Here is a 17,444-nt window from a genome sequence, read left to right as displayed (position 1 = left end):
TATACACTCGACGCTGGGCTACATGTCGCCGGTCGAGTTCAGGGAAGCGGGGCTGTCCGTCCCGGAATCGTCCAAATAGGTGTTGCCAATCCAAGGCGGGCTCCTGGCAGTTGAGGCGCCGCGTGGGCAGGATCGTCTCGCAGGTGTTCCGCGGGCGCGACGCCGCCACCGTGACCACCATGTACCACGTGGCCTGCGACATGCTGGAGGGGTGCTGCCCGAGGGCGGCGGCGATCCTCGAGGAGGCCGAGCCGGACGCCCTGGCATACCTCGACTTCCCGCCGTCGCACTGGAAGCGCCTGCGCGCCGACAACGTGCAGGAGAGGACCGACCGGGAGATAAAGCGCAGGTCGCGCGTCGTGCAGGTGTTCCCGTCAACGGCTCGCCGGTGCGGCTCGCGGGCGCGGTCATGTGCGGGCAGGACGAGATGCGGCAGGAGTCGAGGTACTTCTCGGGGGGCGAGGATGAACGAGCTCTACGACGACGGGCGCACCCGGGGGACCGACGGTCCCGTCGATTGGGCGCGGCTCGAGGCGGAGGCAAGGAAGATGCTCGAGTCCGGCCTCGAGCTTGCGGACAGAATCGAGGCGGCATAGGATATCAACCGTGTTCCAGGTTCCGGGACGCCGGGTCGACTCGTTTCGAATCGGGCGCTACGCCAACTTTCTCGACACTACCTCCAAGAGCATCCACGCAGGGGAATCCCATGAGGTATCCGAGGCAAAGGCGGCCGAGGTAACCGAATCCCTCGAATCTGTAAAGCTGCGCGCCGCCGCGAAAACGGCGCGGAAGGGATGCACAGAGACGCTCACCTACACCGACTTCCCCATGTGGCGCTTGGCAGAGATCAGGACGGACAACGCCATCAGGCAAATCTACTATTTCTCTCAGCCTGAACCTCAACTGTTTTGAGTGGATTTACTTCGGACGATGTTGTCTTGAACAGCTGAGGTGGCTTGCTTACCTTAGTTTTTGCACCAAGGAAAGATAGCCGGCTGCACTTGCTGTCGTATACGATAATAAAAGAGATAAATTTAATCCGTTTAAGCCACAGGCTGACACAAACGGCGCTTGAGTGGCAAGTGCAAGAACTAATGCGCCCGCATTTACAATCAATAGAGTGATTAGAGATCGATTGATGATTAAGCAATTGTGAATTAAGCCAAATACAGCCGTCGCCGATGTGGCCAATAGGACAAACGGAAATGTCCAAATGTGCTTGCTGATGTTCGGGTACACAAGGGGTAGCAGGTATGTACCTAGCGGCGCAAGAAGCAACGTCCCCAATATCGTTATTCCTATTAACGCTAGAACTAGCTTGTTAAGATTCCTTTTGAATAGGTATTTATCACTGGCAAGATTTCGTGATAACGAAGAAATCCAAGGACTGTAAATGTAAGTAATCCCTGCTTGTATGAGTACGGCTGGCGTTGCGAGGGCGGAGTAAATGCCCAATAGCTCTGTACCTTGATTTATGCCAAATAGCTGTCTAGAAGCTGACGCTATCGCCGTGTTAAAAAGACAGGCAATCATTACTGGCGTACAAGTGATAATCATTGACTTTGCTGTGGCGATATCAATTGTAGGAAGACCGCGATAAAAAAGCTGAAGGTGCTTTCTGTCGAAAAGTATGGTTACCAGGATGCACCCGAACGACATTAATAAAATGCTAAAAATTAGGCTGCTTGTGAAACTCAATCCAATTGAAAAAAAAGACAGGGAGAGAAAGCCTCTGAGAATTTGAGATTTACCTATATAGTCCATCCGTAAGTTCTTCTGATAAATGCCGTACATCACATCGACGAGCGTTTCATCGAACTTGAAGACTAGATAGCAAATGCATGTTCCAAGTATTTGAACATCTTTATACATAACAGAGCTATATATGAAACAAATTCCAAGGGATAAGAACAGTGTCAAAAATCGAAACGCTATATAACTTGAGTCACTGTATCGATTCTGTGTATCCGAGACTTGATAAGTCCTCATATTGTAAGAACCTATTGCTGTAAAAATGAGTCCTACACTCATCGCAAGGGACAGCGCCCCCGAATTGGCATATCCTTTTGAAAGCGTTACTACAAGTACAGTAATTAGCCATTGGCAGCCGAGATAAAATATGCAGCCAAATGTGTTCCAAAAGGCATTTGCTTTCAGGGACAGTTCTTCTGTGTTTGTGGGATTCATCTTCTGAGGTTCCGCTCTTCGTTTTGATTAGGTTTCATAGGTTTAAACTAAAGGAATAAAAGAATTACTACCGTTTGGAGCTTTGGATTTGCACGAAAATAACGTTGATGTATCTATCATAGTCAGCACTTATAACCATGAAGGCTACCTTGCCAAAGGCTTAGACAGCATACTCTCCCAAAAAACCCACTTTGATTTCGAGGTAATCATTGCGGATGATTGCTCATCTGACGGCACAGTAGCAATTGCACGCCAGTATGCTCTGCATAACCGAAATGTCAAATTGATAGCTTCAGACATCAATCAAGGCAATTCGCGCAACACATGGAATGCGATTAAGGAAGCAAATGGTCGGTATATTGGTTTTCTTGAAGGGGATGACTATTGGATCTCTGATTCTAAAATTGAGAAACTAGTCTCAGAGTTGGAAAAGGATGATTCACTTATTGGCGCAAGCCATCTAATCAGTGAGGTTAATCCAGAGGGGGCAATTCTCGCCAAATATCCTTCTTGGGTTCATGAGAAACAGCTCGTTAAGTTGTCCGATTTCCTTAAAAACAGAACTTATAGTAACGTTGTAACAATATACAAGAATGTATTTGCCGAATTGAACCTTTTGCAGGACGCCAGCTTTGCAGATTTATTTTGCTTTAACAGGATGGTTTGGGATTTTACTTGGTGCGTGGCAGCGTTACGATTGGGCGATGTTCTAGTACTGCCCGAAGTCATGTCTGTTTATCGAACGATAACAGCCGGTAATGACAGTAATTATAATAGTCGCTCCCTATACTCAGATATCGCTATGGAGCATTTGGCGATAATTGATAATAATGCGAAGTTCTACGGTTCAGCTATTTCTTTCGACTGTTTAAGAAGTCAATGGCTGTTTCAGCTCAGAGCAGCGATTGTTATTGAAAAGCGCTCAGATTTAATATCCGATTACAAGCGATACCTTAGTGAGATGGGACCGCTCAAGACACTTAGATATTACTCAAGAATTCCAAAGATTTTTTTAAATTACCTTTCTTTATATTATGAAAAAAGAAAAGTCCGCGGAAACGGTTTTATATTCAGATGATTATCTGTACATTTAACTAGGAGATATTTAGTGAATACCTTTTATAACAAGACCCTCATGATCACGGGCGGCACCGGCTCGTTCGGCAACACCGTGCTCAAGCACTTCATGAACACAGACCTGGCCGAGATCCGCATCTTCTCGCGCGACGAGAAGAAGCAGGACGACATGCGCCACCGCCTGCAGGAGAGGTCCCCGGAGCTCGCCTCCAAGGTGCGCTTCTTCATCGGCGACGTCCGCAACGCCCAGAGCGTGCGCGATGCCATGCACGGCGTGGACTACATCTTCCACGCCGCCGCCCTCAAGCAGGTGCCCTCCTGCGAGTTCTTCCCCATGGAGGCCGTGCGCACCAACGTCATCGGCACGGACAACGTGCTCCACGCCGCGATCGACGAGGGCGTCGACCGCGTCGTGTGCCTGTCCACCGACAAGGCCGCATACCCCATCAACGCCATGGGCAAGTCCAAGGCCATGATGGAGTCCATCATCTACGCCAACGCCCGCAACGGCGCCGGCCGCACCACCATCTGCTGCACGCGCTACGGCAACGTCATGTGCTCTCGCGGCAGCGTCATCCCGCTGTTCATCGACCGCATCCGAAAAGGCGAGCCGCTGACGGTCACCGACCCCAACATGACCCGCTTCCTCATGAACCTGGACGAGGCGGTCGACCTGGTGCAGTTCGCCTTCGAGCACGCAAACCCCGGCGACCTGTTCATCCAGAAGGCGCCGGCGTCGACCATCGGCGACCTCGCCGAGGCCGTGCAGGAGGTCTTCGGCCGCGTGGGTACGCAGGTGATCGGCACCCGCCACGGCGAGAAGCTCTTCGAGACCCTCATGACCCGCGAGGAGCGACTGAGGGCCGAGGACATGGGCGGCTACTACCGCGTGGCCTGCGACTCGCGCGACCTGAACTACGACAAGTTCGTCGTGGACGGCGAGGTGGAGACCCAGGCCGACGAGTCCTACACCTCCCACAACACCGAGAGGCTCGACGTTGCGGGCACCATCGCCAAGATCAAGACCGCCGAGTACGTGCAGCTAGCGCTCGAGGGCCGCGAGCACGAGGCGGTGCAGTAGGGTGCGCGTCCTCGTCACCGGCGCCAGGGGCTTCGTCGGGAGGAACCTCTGCTGCGCGTTGGAGAACATCCGCGACGGCAAGGACCGCCGCGCCAAATACCAGCAACTCCTTCCCCTCGAGGTCATGGAGTATGACGTCGACTCGACGCCTGGGGAACTCGATGCGTACTGCTCCCGCGCGGACTTCGTATTCAACCTGGCCGGCGTCAACCGCCCCAAGGACCAGTCCGAGTTCATGGAGGGCAACTTCGGGTTCGCCTCCACGCTGCTCGAGACCCTCGAGCGCCACGGGAACACGTGCCCCGTCATGCTCTCCAGCTCCGCGCAGGCGAGCCTGTCCGGCCGCTTCGAGGGCTCCGTATACGGCGAGTCCAAGCTCGCTGGGGAGGGCCTGTTCCGCGAGTACTCCGAGCGTACGGGGGCGCCGGTGCTCATCTACCGCTTCCCGAACCTCTACGGCAAGTGGTGCCGCCCGCGCTACAACTCCGCCGTGGCCACCTTCTGCGACGCCATCGCCAACGGCCGTCCCTACACCGTGAACGACCCCAGCGTGGAGCTGGAGCTCCTCTACATCGACGACCTCGTGGACGAGATGCTGGGCGCGCTGCTCGGCGAGGAGCACCGCTGCGGATACGACGGGCTGGAGCGCGTCGACGGCTACGGGTTCTGCTACGTCCCTAAGACCGACGTGAAGTCCCTGGGCGAGATCGTCTGCCTGCTCGACAGCTTCCGCGACAGCCGCGAGACGCTGTCGGTTCCCGACCTGACGGAGGGCTCCTTCTCCAAGAAGCTCTGGAGCACGTTCCTGTCCTACTACGAGCCGGGAAACTTCGCCTATAGCCTGAAGCCCAACACCGACGACCGCGGCTCGTTCACCGAGTTCCTGCGCACGCCCGAGCGCGGCCAGGTCTCCATCAACGTCTCGAGGCCCGGCATCACCAAGGGAAACCACTGGCACATGAGCAAGTGGGAGAGGTTCCTGGTGGTCTCCGGCACCGCGAGCATCAAGTTGAGGAAGGTCGGGGAGGACGCCGAGGGGAATCCGTTCCCCGTCGACGAGTACGCGGTAAGTGGCTCTGACATGCGCGTCGTGGAGATGGTCCCCGGCTACACGCACTCCATCACCAACCTGTCCGACACCGAGGACCTCGTGACGGTCATGTGGGCCAACGAGCCCTTCGACCCCGAGAGCCCCGACACGTACTACGAGGAAGTTTAACGTGACGGTCTACGCCCATATCAACAGCGTCCCAAATGGATCTACGGGCAGGATTATGCTTGCTGAGCATAATTTTCTTCTGGAAAATGGCGAAGAGTCATATGCTTTTTGGGGTCGCAGAGCCAATAAGGGCATAAAAAACGGTCGCTTATTTGGGACATCGATTAATTTTATTGTGGATGTAATTGAAACTTTTATTGATGGAAAGTCTGGCTTCCATTCTCGCTTTCAAACGTATCGTTTAATTAAGGCTCTCGATCGCATCCGTCCTGATGTAGTTCATCTTCATAACCTTCATGGTTATTATTTGAACCTGCCTATTTTATTTCGGTGGTTGGCGAAAAATGAGTGCAAGGTGGAGTGGACGCTCCACGATTGCTGGGCATTTACGGGACATTGTGCTTATTTTTCTTACGTGAATTGTAATCAATGGAAAGAGTCGTGCTGTTCCGCAGAAGCATGCCCTCAGTTAAAAACCTATCCGCCAACTTTCGCTCCTGGCTCATCGTGCAACTGGTGCTGGCGTGAAAAAAAACGGCTATTTACTTCGTTGCCGGTTAATCGACTTAAATTGATAGTTCCATCTAATTGGATGGCAAATTTGGTTTCTGAATCTTTTCTATCGGGTTATTCCGTGGAAGTAAGGTATAACTCGATTGATGAAAATGTATTTAAGCCAACTTCAAGTGACTTCCGCAGTCGCTTTGGAATTGGAAACCGTTTTATGATTCTTGGCGTTGCTAGTCCATGGAGTGCACGCAAGGGTCTTGATGTTTTTGTTCGTCTTTCTCATGAGCTGGATCCTAATCTTTATGCAGTTGTTCTTGTTGGTGTCAATGAGAAACAAAAAGTCCAGGTGGGGAATAGGATATTGAGTCTTTCTAAGACCAGTGATGCAAGGAAGCTTGCTGAAATCTATTCCACTGCTGATTTATTTTTGCATCCTGGTGTTGAAGAGACATTTGGTCTTACTGTTGCTGAAGCCCAGTCTTGCGGAACGAGAGTTCTTGTGATGGAGAATTCTGCTTGTGCAGAGATCGCTGATCCTTCTTTGGGGACCATTGTTCCTGCTGATTTCGAGGCAATAAAGTCATCTATTATTGATATTTCAAAGCAGCAATCGATTAGCTAGTCTTGAATAATTTATTTGATGTGTAAATACTGGAATTCCATGGGAGATAATAATGATTGAGTTCAAGGACGACGGCCGTCTGAAGCTGCTGATCATCGTGGGCACGCGCCCAGAGGTCATCCGCCTGTCCGAGGTCATCAAGAAGTGCCGCCGCCATTTCGACTGCCTGCTGGCGCACACCGGGCAGAACTACGACTACACGCTCAACGGCATCTTCTTCCGCGACCTGTCGCTTGACGACCCGGACGTCTACCTGGACGCCGTGGGCGCCGACCTGGGCGAGACCGTGGGCAACATCATCGCCGCGAGCTACAGGCTCATGGTCCAGGTGCAGCCCGACGCGCTCCTCATCCTGGGCGACACCAACAGCTGCCTGTCCGCCATCGCGGCAAAGCGCCTGCACATCCCCATCTTCCACATGGAGGCGGGCAACCGCTGCAAGGACGAGTGCCTGCCCGAGGAGACCAACCGCCGCATCGTCGACGTGATCTCCGACGTCAACCTGGCCTACTCCGAGCACGCCCGCCGCTACCTCAAGGACACCGGCTGCGCCCCGGAGCGCACCTACGTCACGGGGTCTCCCATGGCGGAGGTCCTTCGCGCGAATCTGGACAAGATCGAGGCCTCGGACATCCTCTCCGAGCTCGGGTTGGAGCCCAAGCGCTACATGCTGCTCTCCGCCCACCGCGAAGAGAACATCGACACCGAGGCGAACTTCACGAACCTGTTCACCGCGATCAACGCGCTGGCCGAGAAGTACGACATGCCGATCCTGTACTCCTGCCACCCGCGCTCCCGCAAGCGCCTGGAGGCCACCGGCTTCCAACTGGACCCGCGCGTGCGCATGCACGAGCCCATGGGCTTCCACGACTACAACTGCCTGCAGATGAACGCCTTCGCGGTTGTCTCCGACTCGGGCACCCTGCCTGAGGAGTCCAGCTTCTTCGCGAGCGTCGGGCATCCGTTCCCGGCGGTCTGCATCCGCACCTCCACCGAGCGTCCCGAGGCCCTGGACAGGGCCTGCTTCACGCTGGCCGGCATCAGCGAGCGCGGCCTGCTCCAGGCGGTCCACACCGCCGTCGAGCTCGACGCGGAGGGATCGCTGCCCGAGGCTCCCGTTCCCGACTACGCCGACGAGACCGTGTCCACCAAGGTGGTCAAGATCATCCAGAGCTACACCGGCGTCGTGGACAAGATGGTGTGGAGGAAGATCGTTTAATGGCTTGCTCATGTGCTGGGAAAAAAATACTTGTCGTAACGCAGCATTTTTACCCGGAGACCTTTCGAGTCAATGACATCGTCAAAGGTTTTATTGAAGACGGTGCAAGTGTTGATGTCCTTTGCGGTATTCCAAATTATCCTTCAGGCGAATGGGCCGAAGGATATGGTTATTTCGGCCATCGTTACGATGATTACCACGGTGCGTCTGTCTTTCGGTCTGGTGAAATACGCCGAAAGGGAAACACTTCGGTTCGCATTTTCCTGAACTATATTAGCTGGCCGATTACTGCATCTTTCAAGGCGTTAAGGCTCAAAAACAATTACGACGTTGTATTTTGCTATAATACAAGCCCTATTTTGATGATAATTCCGGCTAGGTTTGCTGCATGGCGAAATAAATGTCCTCTTGTCACTTATGTCTTGGATATTTGGCCCGAAAATTTGTACACCGTTTTAAATGTCCAAAATAGCTTTCTGAGAGCTTTTGCCAAATCTTTTTGCGACAAGCAGTATGCTGCCTGTAATAAACTGATTGCCTTGAGTGACTCTTTGGCCGACAACTTATTTCATAGGATTAAACCTTTGAATCCGGATGCTTCGATAAGTGTAATACCTCAGCACTGTGAGGAGGTTTACGAACGAAAGAGTGTTTCACAGGAGCTGAGATCGCAATTTGGAAGTCAGTGTGTTTTCCTTTTTGCCGGATCAATAACTCCTGCACAGGATCTTGACACAGTTATTGAGGCATTCTCGTATGCAATCAATAATAGTCCTGTTGAGATGAAGCTGCTGATTCTTGGCGATGGCATGTCCAGAGCGGAATTACAGAAGACCGTCGCAAATATGGGACTGAGCGAGTCTATTTTGTTTGTTGGGCGCGTAGATCCTGAAGTTGTGCCCATGTATTCAGATATTGCAACGGCAATGATTGCACCATTCGCCGACAATCCCGAGCTAGAGCTTACTATTCCGGCGAAGATTTCAAGTTGTATGGCGTCTTCGAAACCAATACTTGCTGTAATGCGCGGTGAAGGGGCCAATGCGGTTCGTTCTGCTGAATGCGGGTTTGTCTCCAATCCCTCAGATGCCAATGCGCTTGCTGATAACATGGTAAAAATTGCTTTAATGAATAAAGACGCTATTGAAGCTTTAGGATCTAATGGCTTCAATTATTATCGTGAGCATTTCTCGAGATTGGTTTGTTTGGATAAAATTAAGCAGGTTCTATTTTCAATATAGGTCCGATGTGGATCGTTGGGGTTTTAATGGATGACATGTTGAGAGTGCTGGTAATCATTCCTGCCTATAATGAGCAAGCCAATATCGTTCAGACTGTTTCATCGGTTGTTGAAGCTGGCTATGATTATGTAGTGGTGAATGATGGTTCAACCGATAAAACTCTATCTATCTGCCGTCAACATGGATTTAATATCCTTGACCTTCCGCAAAATTTGGGCATCGGTGGTGCTGTTCAGGCCGGTCATAAATATGCGCTCAGGCATGGTTATGACATTGATGTCCAGGTTGATGGTGACGGCCAGCATGATCCTTCTTATATTGGGAACTTAATCGAGCCGATTATTGATGGTGCCGATTTATCCATCGGTTCAAGATTTGCCGTTCCCACGGAAGGCTTTCAGTCTACATTTTTAAGGAGAGTAGGTATCCGATGGCTTTCTGGTTGGCTGAGATTATTTACCGGAAAGACGATTAAAGATCCTACTTCTGGATTTCGTGCGTGCGGCAATAAAGCCATAGATTTGTTCTGTAGGGACTATCCAGATGATTATCCTGAGCCTGAATCTATTGCCGCGGCATTAAAAACTGGACTTTCAGTTGTTGAGGTTCCTGTACTTATGCGCGAGAGGCAGGGCGGAGTGTCATCAATTTCTGGCTTTTCTTCAATTTATTACATGATTAAGGTTTCGCTTGCAATTTCCATGGCCTGTTTTGCTTATAGAAAGGCGGCTCACTCATGAGTATGATAATTCGCGTGGGCGCTGGCGTAATTTTTAGTGGTCTTTTCTTTTATGTCGTTTCCTTAGTCGGTAAAGGAAAGCTGCTTTTAAAGTACTCGTTACTATGGCTTTGCCTGTGCGTGGTGGCACTATTTAGCGTATGCTTTCCGGAGTTGATTTATCGGATTTCAGATTGTATTGGGTTTATTAGCCCGTCGAATTTCGCTTTTCTTGTTGCTGTAGTACTTTTATTGATGATTTCTTTATCTCTCAGTATTGCGATTAGCAGACTCGTTACGGCTTGCAAGAACTTAACTCAACGTATTGCGATTCTTGAAAATGAGAATGATGTTTTGCGAAATCAGCAAAGCTAATTTCAGACGGGCTGGTAATGAATATTTTCTATCGCAAATTAACAAACGCCTGACGGAACAAGGTCCATGACCCGTCAGGAAGGTAAATCCACTCCGATATTATTTATAACCCAGACACTGCTCTTGGGCAGCCTTTTTCCTCCGGCCAATTGTCCCCCGAGTCGCATTAAAATCATGAAATCCACCACTGATTAGATTTTCGTACATAGTCTTGGACAGAAGTAGCGTCACGCACTGGGCTTCGTGATGTCAGACCGATGCACATGCATCCCTAGAGTTTTTTAACTGGTCCGTGACATCTTCGGCGACCCATCGGCAAGCTCGACAGTGTTGCACGGATCCATTACCCAGCATACCATCCACTTCGACCAGACAACTATTGCTGACATTAGGTATAGTCTGCATTACGTTGCCCTGACTGAATCTATGCCTCTATTAATCTATTACTCTTACCTGCTGTAAACTAAATTAGATTAATCAGCATTCAGCGTTAACTTAAGTTAACCGGAGGACCTCATGTCAAAAGAGCGTAATTCATTAATCGAATTATTTAGATTAATTTCAATGTGGTGTGTAGTTGCACATCATTTTGTAATTCATAATGCAGATGCAGTATCGGTATTCCCCAACCCTGTAGCACGTTTCACGCTCAACGAAGTTTTTATACCCATTGGAAAGGTCGCAGTCGGCTGTTTCGTGTTTATAACAGTATGGTTTATGGCGTCCAGGACTTCATTTGGCATAAAAGACGCAATAAAAAAGATTATGCTATTGCATAAAGAGGTTGTATTTTACAGTATCGTTTTAGGAGCTATCTCTGTCTTTACTGGAAACCAGCAGTTTTCGCTATTCTTAGTTATCAAGACGTTATTTCCAATTGCCACTGGGTACGGATGGTGGTTCATTAATTCGTATGCTGCTCTGATATTACTTCTTCCCTATTTAATGGTTGGGCTTCGAGCATGCAACAAAAAGGGTCACCGATTTCTCGCGCAATCGCTAACGTTTGTATATGGACTCTTTCGATATCTTCCCTTTGTTACGTTTCCAGCCGGAGGGCTGCTTATCGACTTCATTGTTCTAGCGGTTGATATCTGCTATTTTCGCTGGTACATCGATCTTGATATAACAAAGTGGAAAAGTCTGGCGCTTATTGGGGTTGCAAGCTTTGTGTTAGGAATAGCGTGCAACCATCTTCCGTATTATTCACACGGTATAATAAAAGAGTTTGCTGTAAACCTATTTGATGGATACGTCTACTCGCCAGCCAGCATTCTCTCAATGGGCCTATCATTTACATTATCATTATCGGTGTTTAAGCTATCTAAGGTGTACCATATTAAATCTACCGTCATCAATTGGGTTGCTGCATCAGCTTTAGCGGTATATCTTATTTCCGAATTCCAATTTGTTCAAGACTTCCTCTGGAAGAGCATATTCACCTTCGGAAATCTAGGAAACCAGCACGGAATATTACTTGTAATAACAATTCCCTCGTTTGTAATGATTTGCTGCTTAGCAATCGATATCGCAAGAAGATTGATTACTTCACAAATATCGAACTATATCAACCGGTCGGCTCATCATTAGTTTTTCTAGCATTAAGATGGCGACGACAACAATGGTGACGCAATCTAACTTTCAGAATCCTGAAAGTTGAATACCTCAGCGATTGAAAGAATATGGTCGTCAGCCATCGGCATGAAGACGGGCCAAACGCGATGGTCCTCACGAGCAACATCGCCCCGAGCGGGTGGGATGAGTTCTTCACGGACGACGACACGCTCCTGTGCGCCCTCGACAGGCTGTTCGACAAGGCGTCGGTGTTGGTGATGCGGGGGATCCAGCCCGAGGGGATGTAGGAATGCGATAGGAAAGTCATAGATGCGGGCGTGTTGGCTAAAATGGGTCGGCCGGGATTGGTCAATCTCGGCCGACTATATTTGGCCAAATTATTCCAACGCTAACAACATTAAGGATTTCGACAGTATCGATTTAAATAATATGAGCGCCAAAAGGTAGCCAAAACAAGCCACAGTTAATTTCCCAAATACTGATTTGCCTTCGCAACCAGCCAATTAACATCAGTTCCAGCCGGACAGGACGTACTTGAGTACCATTTGTGAATGCCCACGTTATCTCCCAGTGTAAGATGGCGCCATCCTTTCGAGCGAGCCAAGGCCGCCATCAACTGCGCACTTGTATCAAGAGTGGCATACGAAGGCGGGTTTGCCGTTGTACCCACATGCTCAATAGACACCGAGCGCTTATTCCACTCCCAGTTGCCTACTGCCCATGCCGTATCGTTAAGACCAACATACTGGTGAATCTGTCCCGGTGCCACGCCGTAATGAGCCGATGCTTCACGCGTACCCCAAAATGTATTGTCGATCTGCGAAAGCGATGTACACTCCGAAATATGGATTACGATCACACTCCAATCTTCGCCATAGCGAGTCGAAGAATAATGCGCGCAGCCCTTCCACTGAACACCAGTCAGTGTTGGAGGAATGTAAGTTGCCTTCTCAAAAGCAAAACGCTGATTAGCAGAACCACTATCTTCGCAAAGTGCAAGCAAACCATTAGTAGAAGCAAGGATGAGGCCGCTGGTCGACTGAATGGTATAGCCCTCTCCCCTGTTGTATACCAATTTCCATTTTTGGGCAGCGCTCTCGTTTCGGGTCCAAATTTGTACCCCATTGCCAGCAACTTGATTAGCGTCTCTAATGTCCAACGGTTTGCAAGATTTAGCGCTCGAAATCTCATATGTGCCGTCAGAATTTTTACGAACGTCCCATATTTGAGCCGCTGTTCCATTCGAACCATAGAAACCTACCGGTGCGCCAGCAGTCGTTGAACCACCAGAAACATCGAACACCTGAGAGCGATTCGACATTAGCTGAATGGTATATGACCCTTCAGACAGAACCCCAACGCTCTTTGCATTAAAACGAACCCCAGGCAATTCAAGAGAATCAACCATGCCCAATGTCGAAGAGGAACCCGAAACACAGAGATACTGACCTGTGGCCGCATTCTGCAACGCAATCTTGCCGCCAGAAAGCGCACTGCGCCATCGCTGAGAATCGGCACCATTAGCTGTCAGCTGGACAAGCTTCCCCTCATCAGCAAGAGAGAGCACCTTCTCAGTACCGATACACTCAATCTCGTACGTATTGTTCAACCCAGGGACTTTACTCACATACCATTTTTGAGCAGGCGTATCGTTTGATGTATATAGTTGAATGGCAGCCCCATCCTCCATGGAACCACCAGCAACATCCAAGACTTTAGAGGCTGTAGTCGACTCGAAAGTAAACGCACCCTCACTCAAAAACTCGGTAACCTGATGAAGCGAAAACTTCTGTGCGGCAGTGCCATTAGATAAAGATACGTTAACATTCGCTTGAGCGGAATCGGAGCCGTTGGCGACGTTGAGGACCAAGCCGGTTGCCTTATTAACGAATGAAAAGGTCCCATCACTGTTTTCAATAGCTGTAAACAACTGATTTGAATTGGTCGAATCGCCATCCCACTGTTGAACATTAGCACCCGGAATGAGCTCGCCACCAGCAACATCAAGCGCTTTCTGAGTTTTAGCATTTCGGATCAGGTAGTAGCCATCGTGATATTCAAAGTTAAACAGCTGAGCAAGCGTACCATTGGAATTGTTGAGCTGAGCATTTGCCCCGTTGGAGCTTGAGCCACCAGCAATATCAATGACCTTACCGGAGGAACCGCAAGCAGGGCTCAGCGTAAAGTAACCTTCCGGAAGAATGTCTTCGCATTTGGCAACTTGCGGAGATGTGCTAAGTAACGCAAAACACGAATTGTCTTCTTTTGAGCTCAGCTCCACATTCGCGCCATTAAACGCTTTTTCTCCCCTAGATCCGAGATAGCATCCGGGCCTAAGAGCGCTTTCGATAAGATATGAGCCGTCAGACTGCTTGACAACAATCCACTTTTGAGAATATGAGCCATTAGAGGCATACTGAGCAACATTTGTACCATCGGAAGCGTTTCCACCGACGACATCAATCACCTTATTGGAGCCAACGTTTGTAAACGCAACATAACCCTTGTCGTCATGGGAAACGATCCAGCGCTGAGCTGTGTCCATATTCGACGTGTTTAACTGAATATTGGCACCATTTTCTTTTGACCCACCAGAAACACCCAAAACATAGGAATAGAACTTGCTTGAGCTGACGATATACTCGCCATCCGGCAAATCAGACGCATGAGCTGCTGCGTCTGCATCCTGTTCAGAACGGAGACATTTAAAATTAGATGGCGCAAATGAAACTAATAGCTCACGCGCATCGCCCCTAGAAACCGTAACGAGCTTGCCAGAAGCACTTACACCCAAAACACACCCCGTTGCAGCGTTAACAATACGGTACAGGCCGTAACCTGCATCTTCGACAGCCCACTTATAAATGTGCGACAAGGGCGACAGGCCCCCTTGCTTAACCGCGGTACCAGGAACAATGTCCCCGTCCTGAGCATATAGGTAGCGATAGGATTTCGCAGACTTAATTGCATAATGGCCTGCTTCAGCATCAAATTCAAAGCCAAACGACTGCGCAATGGTCCCATTGGCGCTATAAAGCTGAAGGGCTGCTCCGCTATCTATACTGCCGCCACACACATCAAAAACGCGACCGTCGGAAGCCGTTACAACAGCAGACTGAGAATCAATTGTTTGAACCTTGGAAACTTCTCCGGCGGTATACAGCCGAAAACGCTGCGCAGCAGTGCCGTTGTCGTCATAAACCTGGACATTCGCACCATTTGCAGTGGAGCCGCCGGCAAGATCCAAAACAAAGCCCGCCCTAATCGCAGAGCATATTTTGACAAAGCCGTCGCCGCAATCGACAAGAATCCATTTCTGAGCCCAAGAGCCATTGGGCTCATACTGCTGAACTTTAGCACCAGCTTTTTTGCTGCCGCCAGAAACATCTAGAACTTTACCCGATTTCACATTCGTAATGGTCGCATAGCCATTCTTGTCATAGGAAAACGTCCAGCGCTGAGCCTTAGTTGCATTAGATGCATACAGCTGAAGAATGGCGCCGGAGTTCGTAGATCCACCAGCAATATCGAAAACCTGACGCTCAGAGGAGGAGCCAATAGCATATTCAACGCCCTCTTTTACAAGACCCTTGCTCGAGGCGGCGAGATCATTAAGCTCCTGACGAACGGTACGCGCCGGCGCAAGTGTCCATTTCTGCGCATCAGATGCGTTATACGTATAAATCTGAAGCGCGGACCCACTCATGCCGTTACCGCCCGGAACATCAATGGCTTTACCGGATTTTGAATTAATGAACGAATATTCGCCATTGCCGCAATCAATGATGGACCAATGCTGGGCGCAGGTGCCGTTGGATGAATACTGAGAGATTACCCCACCGTTGGAGACAGAACCGCCTTGCGCCTCAAAGGGCTTACCAGAGTTAACGTTTACGATTTCGTACAGACCATTACCGACCTGCTTAAAAGAAAACATCTGCGCCTGGCTATTGTTGGCGTTATAAATCTGGAGACGCGCCAGGTTGTCAGAAGAGCCACCATAGATATCCATGACAAGCTGCGGGTTAAGCACACTCTTTATAGCGAAAGCCGTGTCGGTCTTAACGGTTGAAGTGAACGCAAAGGTAAAGCGCTGAGCATTCGACTTATTTGGGGCCCAGATGCGAACCGAAGTGCCATCCGCAGTACTCCCACCATTAAGATCGAGCACCCAGTTACCCAAAGCAGACTGAATGTAGAATCCACTATCGGCAACACGGATATGCCAAAGCTGGCGCTCGTCCTGAGCATAAGCGGCCTGAGTGACCGAAGATCCGCTTTGCGCATTATCTCCCGCAACCGAAAGATATAACCCAGTTGACTCACTCTTAATTCGATATGCCCCAGAGCCGTCCGACTCAAGATTAAAACGCTGATTAGCCGTTCCCTGAGCCCCATACAAAGAAAGACTGGTGTCGGCAGTCACGGTAACACTCGAAGAATCTTTTGCAATCGAATCGATGTAGTAAGATCCATCAGCAAGAGAAAAGTCAGGCATATTAAGAACGTTAACAAAATCAGCTGAGGAAAAGGCGCTCATGTCAACCGTATTAGCGGTAATGCCATCAAGATGTTCCGAAGATGTGTACTGCCATCCATACTGGCCAGTACAGCTAAATGAAGTCTTGAGTTTGGGGCCATATTCAGCAATCCAGGACACACGAGGACGCACGCTTGCGGCCTTTAGGTAGGTATCCGTATACCAGCGGCCGGAATAAATGGACACGTTGTTAATGCCAAAACCAGACAGCGTATTAAAATACGCATTCACGATGCCCTCGTATGCCGAAACACTATTGGGCGATATTGCATTTCCGTTGCTGTCGTAGAACGTCTCGAGGTCATAGAAAATCGGCAGAGACAGATCGTATAGACCGTATTTGTTCACGATTTGCTGGGTAAAGTACGCTTCGCTTGTGGCGTCATTCGAATTCTGGGCGGTGCTAAAGATGTACAGGCCAAACGGAATTCCCAGACGACGGACTTCGCTCAAGTTGCGCTCAAATTGCTTGTCAAAATGACTCGTTGAATGCGCAAAACGCAAAATGACAGCATCCACACCTGAGTTTTTGACCTTATTCCAATCAATCGTCCCCTGCCATTCCGAGACATCGATGACCTTAAGGGCAGGCGATGCGAACACCTCGTCGTAGCCGTTGTAAAACGTTTTAGAAGCGTTGGAGCCACCCCAATACGGGGAGCCATTACCCGAGCGAGCATCGAGTGCCGCGGCAAGCGGCTCCCCCTCCATCGAGCTACCGGCAGTATAGGTACCAAGGTCATCGTCGGGATGCGCCTCGCCATAAGCTAAACGCTCCTCCAAGGAAGCATCGACAGGAAGCGGGGCATCATCAGCAAAAACAGGGGTTGCCCCCAGTCCGTAAAGCAAACCGAGGGCAACTAGTAGAGACGATACAAGACGGCCATTCTTGCGCATTTTGATAAACCAGACCCAATCTAACAAAGGGCGGTATTACGGTACCAACCCCAAAGCGGTGTATACGTTGTCCCATAGTAATTGACCCAGTCATCAAGCCCGCGGACGTTAACCGACCAATGTTCTCAATTACTTTGCCGTCTCCAATATAGATTGCAATATGGCCCCAGATGGACCCTGCCC

Annotated in this window: 13 protein-coding genes; 11 read left to right on the top strand and 2 right to left on the bottom strand. The window is 49.9% G+C overall.

All coding sequences use genetic code 11. The features are described 5' to 3' along the window. Nucleotides 1–122: 122 nt before the first annotated feature. Nucleotides 123–596: a transposase gene (locus ACQRAJ_RS01330; protein WP_427747506.1), complete on the top strand. Its 474-nt coding sequence runs from the start codon at nucleotides 123–125 to the stop codon at nucleotides 594–596. A gap of 364 nt (nucleotides 597–960) precedes the next feature. Here the strand turns inward: ACQRAJ_RS01330 and ACQRAJ_RS01325 are convergent, their stop codons facing one another. Next, nucleotides 961–2,187 carry a hypothetical protein gene (locus tag ACQRAJ_RS01325; RefSeq protein ID WP_427747505.1) on the bottom strand — a complete coding sequence of 409 codons (1,227 nt, stop codon included), beginning with the start codon at nucleotides 2,185–2,187 and terminating at the stop codon, nucleotides 961–963. An 88-nt stretch (nucleotides 2,188–2,275) separates the two neighbouring features. Between ACQRAJ_RS01325 and ACQRAJ_RS01320 the strand changes: the two genes are divergently transcribed. The 10 genes from ACQRAJ_RS01320 to ACQRAJ_RS01275 all read left to right on the top strand — a co-directional run bounded on the left by ACQRAJ_RS01320 (nucleotide 2,276) and on the right by ACQRAJ_RS01275 (nucleotide 12,111). Continuing rightward, entirely contained in the window at nucleotides 2,276–3,265 is a 990-nt protein-coding gene (locus ACQRAJ_RS01320; protein ID WP_427747504.1) for a glycosyltransferase family 2 protein, read from the top strand. A gap of 30 nt (nucleotides 3,266–3,295) precedes the next feature. Continuing rightward, nucleotides 3,296–4,345 carry a polysaccharide biosynthesis protein gene (locus tag ACQRAJ_RS01315; protein WP_427747503.1) on the top strand — a complete coding sequence of 350 codons (1,050 nt, stop codon included), beginning with the start codon at nucleotides 3,296–3,298 and terminating at the stop codon, nucleotides 4,343–4,345. A 1-nt stretch (nucleotide 4,346) separates the two neighbouring features. Continuing rightward, entirely contained in the window at nucleotides 4,347–5,564 is a 1,218-nt protein-coding gene (locus ACQRAJ_RS01310) for an NAD-dependent epimerase/dehydratase family protein (RefSeq protein ID WP_427747502.1), read from the top strand. Between the two features lies 1 nt (nucleotide 5,565). Beyond that, nucleotides 5,566–6,696: a glycosyltransferase gene (locus ACQRAJ_RS01305; protein WP_427747501.1), complete on the top strand. Its 1,131-nt coding sequence runs from the start codon at nucleotides 5,566–5,568 to the stop codon at nucleotides 6,694–6,696. Nucleotides 6,697–6,748: 52 nt separating this feature from the next. Further along, nucleotides 6,749–7,915, top strand: a complete 1,167-nt coding sequence (gene wecB, locus ACQRAJ_RS01300) for a non-hydrolyzing UDP-N-acetylglucosamine 2-epimerase (RefSeq protein WP_427747500.1) — start codon at nucleotides 6,749–6,751, stop codon at nucleotides 7,913–7,915. Continuing rightward, nucleotides 7,897–9,156, top strand: coding sequence for a glycosyltransferase family 4 protein (locus ACQRAJ_RS01295; protein ID WP_427747499.1), 1,260 nt, complete (start codon nucleotides 7,897–7,899; stop codon nucleotides 9,154–9,156). Before wecB ends, ACQRAJ_RS01295 begins: the two co-directional genes overlap by 19 nt. Nucleotides 9,157–9,182: 26 nt before the next feature. Continuing rightward, nucleotides 9,183–9,896, top strand: a complete 714-nt coding sequence (locus tag ACQRAJ_RS01290; protein WP_427747498.1) for a glycosyltransferase family 2 protein — start codon at nucleotides 9,183–9,185, stop codon at nucleotides 9,894–9,896. Beyond that, nucleotides 9,893–10,249, top strand: a complete 357-nt coding sequence (locus ACQRAJ_RS01285; protein ID WP_427747497.1) for a DUF2304 domain-containing protein — start codon at nucleotides 9,893–9,895, stop codon at nucleotides 10,247–10,249. The genes ACQRAJ_RS01290 and ACQRAJ_RS01285 overlap by 4 nt, the downstream gene beginning before the upstream one ends. A gap of 516 nt (nucleotides 10,250–10,765) precedes the next feature. Beyond that, on the top strand, nucleotides 10,766–11,839 hold the full coding sequence (locus ACQRAJ_RS01280) for an acyltransferase family protein (RefSeq protein ID WP_427747496.1): 1,074 nt from the start codon (nucleotides 10,766–10,768) through the stop codon (nucleotides 11,837–11,839). 92 nt (nucleotides 11,840–11,931) lie between these two features. Continuing rightward, entirely contained in the window at nucleotides 11,932–12,111 is a 180-nt protein-coding gene (locus tag ACQRAJ_RS01275; RefSeq protein WP_427747495.1) for a hypothetical protein, read from the top strand. A 176-nt stretch (nucleotides 12,112–12,287) separates the two neighbouring features. Here the strand turns inward: ACQRAJ_RS01275 and ACQRAJ_RS01270 are convergent, their stop codons facing one another. Beyond that, entirely contained in the window at nucleotides 12,288–17,261 is a 4,974-nt protein-coding gene (locus ACQRAJ_RS01270) for an RICIN domain-containing protein (protein WP_427747494.1), read from the bottom strand. Between the last annotated feature and the right edge of the window lie 183 nt (nucleotides 17,262–17,444).

Origin of the sequence: Collinsella sp. SGI.184 (assembly GCF_050313415.1) — a bacterium.
In the GTDB taxonomy this organism is placed as follows: Bacteria; Actinomycetota; Coriobacteriia; order Coriobacteriales; family Coriobacteriaceae; genus Collinsella.
Note: the sequence above shows the minus strand (reverse complement) of the source record. Positions and strands in the feature narration are given on the sequence as shown.

Coding starts and splice junctions, on each gene's coding strand:
- ACQRAJ_RS01280 (WP_427747496.1), top strand. CDS start 10,766: ATGTCAAAAGAGCGTAATTCATTAATCGAATTATTTAGATTAATTTCA.
- ACQRAJ_RS01275 (WP_427747495.1), top strand. CDS start 11,932: ATGGTCGTCAGCCATCGGCATGAAGACGGGCCAAACGCGATGGTCCTC.
- ACQRAJ_RS01270 (WP_427747494.1), bottom strand. CDS start 17,261: ATGCGCAAGAATGGCCGTCTTGTATCGTCTCTACTAGTTGCCCTCGGT.
- ACQRAJ_RS01325 (WP_427747505.1), bottom strand. CDS start 2,187: ATGAATCCCACAAACACAGAAGAACTGTCCCTGAAAGCAAATGCCTTT.
- ACQRAJ_RS01285 (WP_427747497.1), top strand. CDS start 9,893: ATGAGTATGATAATTCGCGTGGGCGCTGGCGTAATTTTTAGTGGTCTT.
- wecB (WP_427747500.1), top strand. CDS start 6,749: ATGATTGAGTTCAAGGACGACGGCCGTCTGAAGCTGCTGATCATCGTG.
- ACQRAJ_RS01290 (WP_427747498.1), top strand. CDS start 9,183: ATGGATGACATGTTGAGAGTGCTGGTAATCATTCCTGCCTATAATGAG.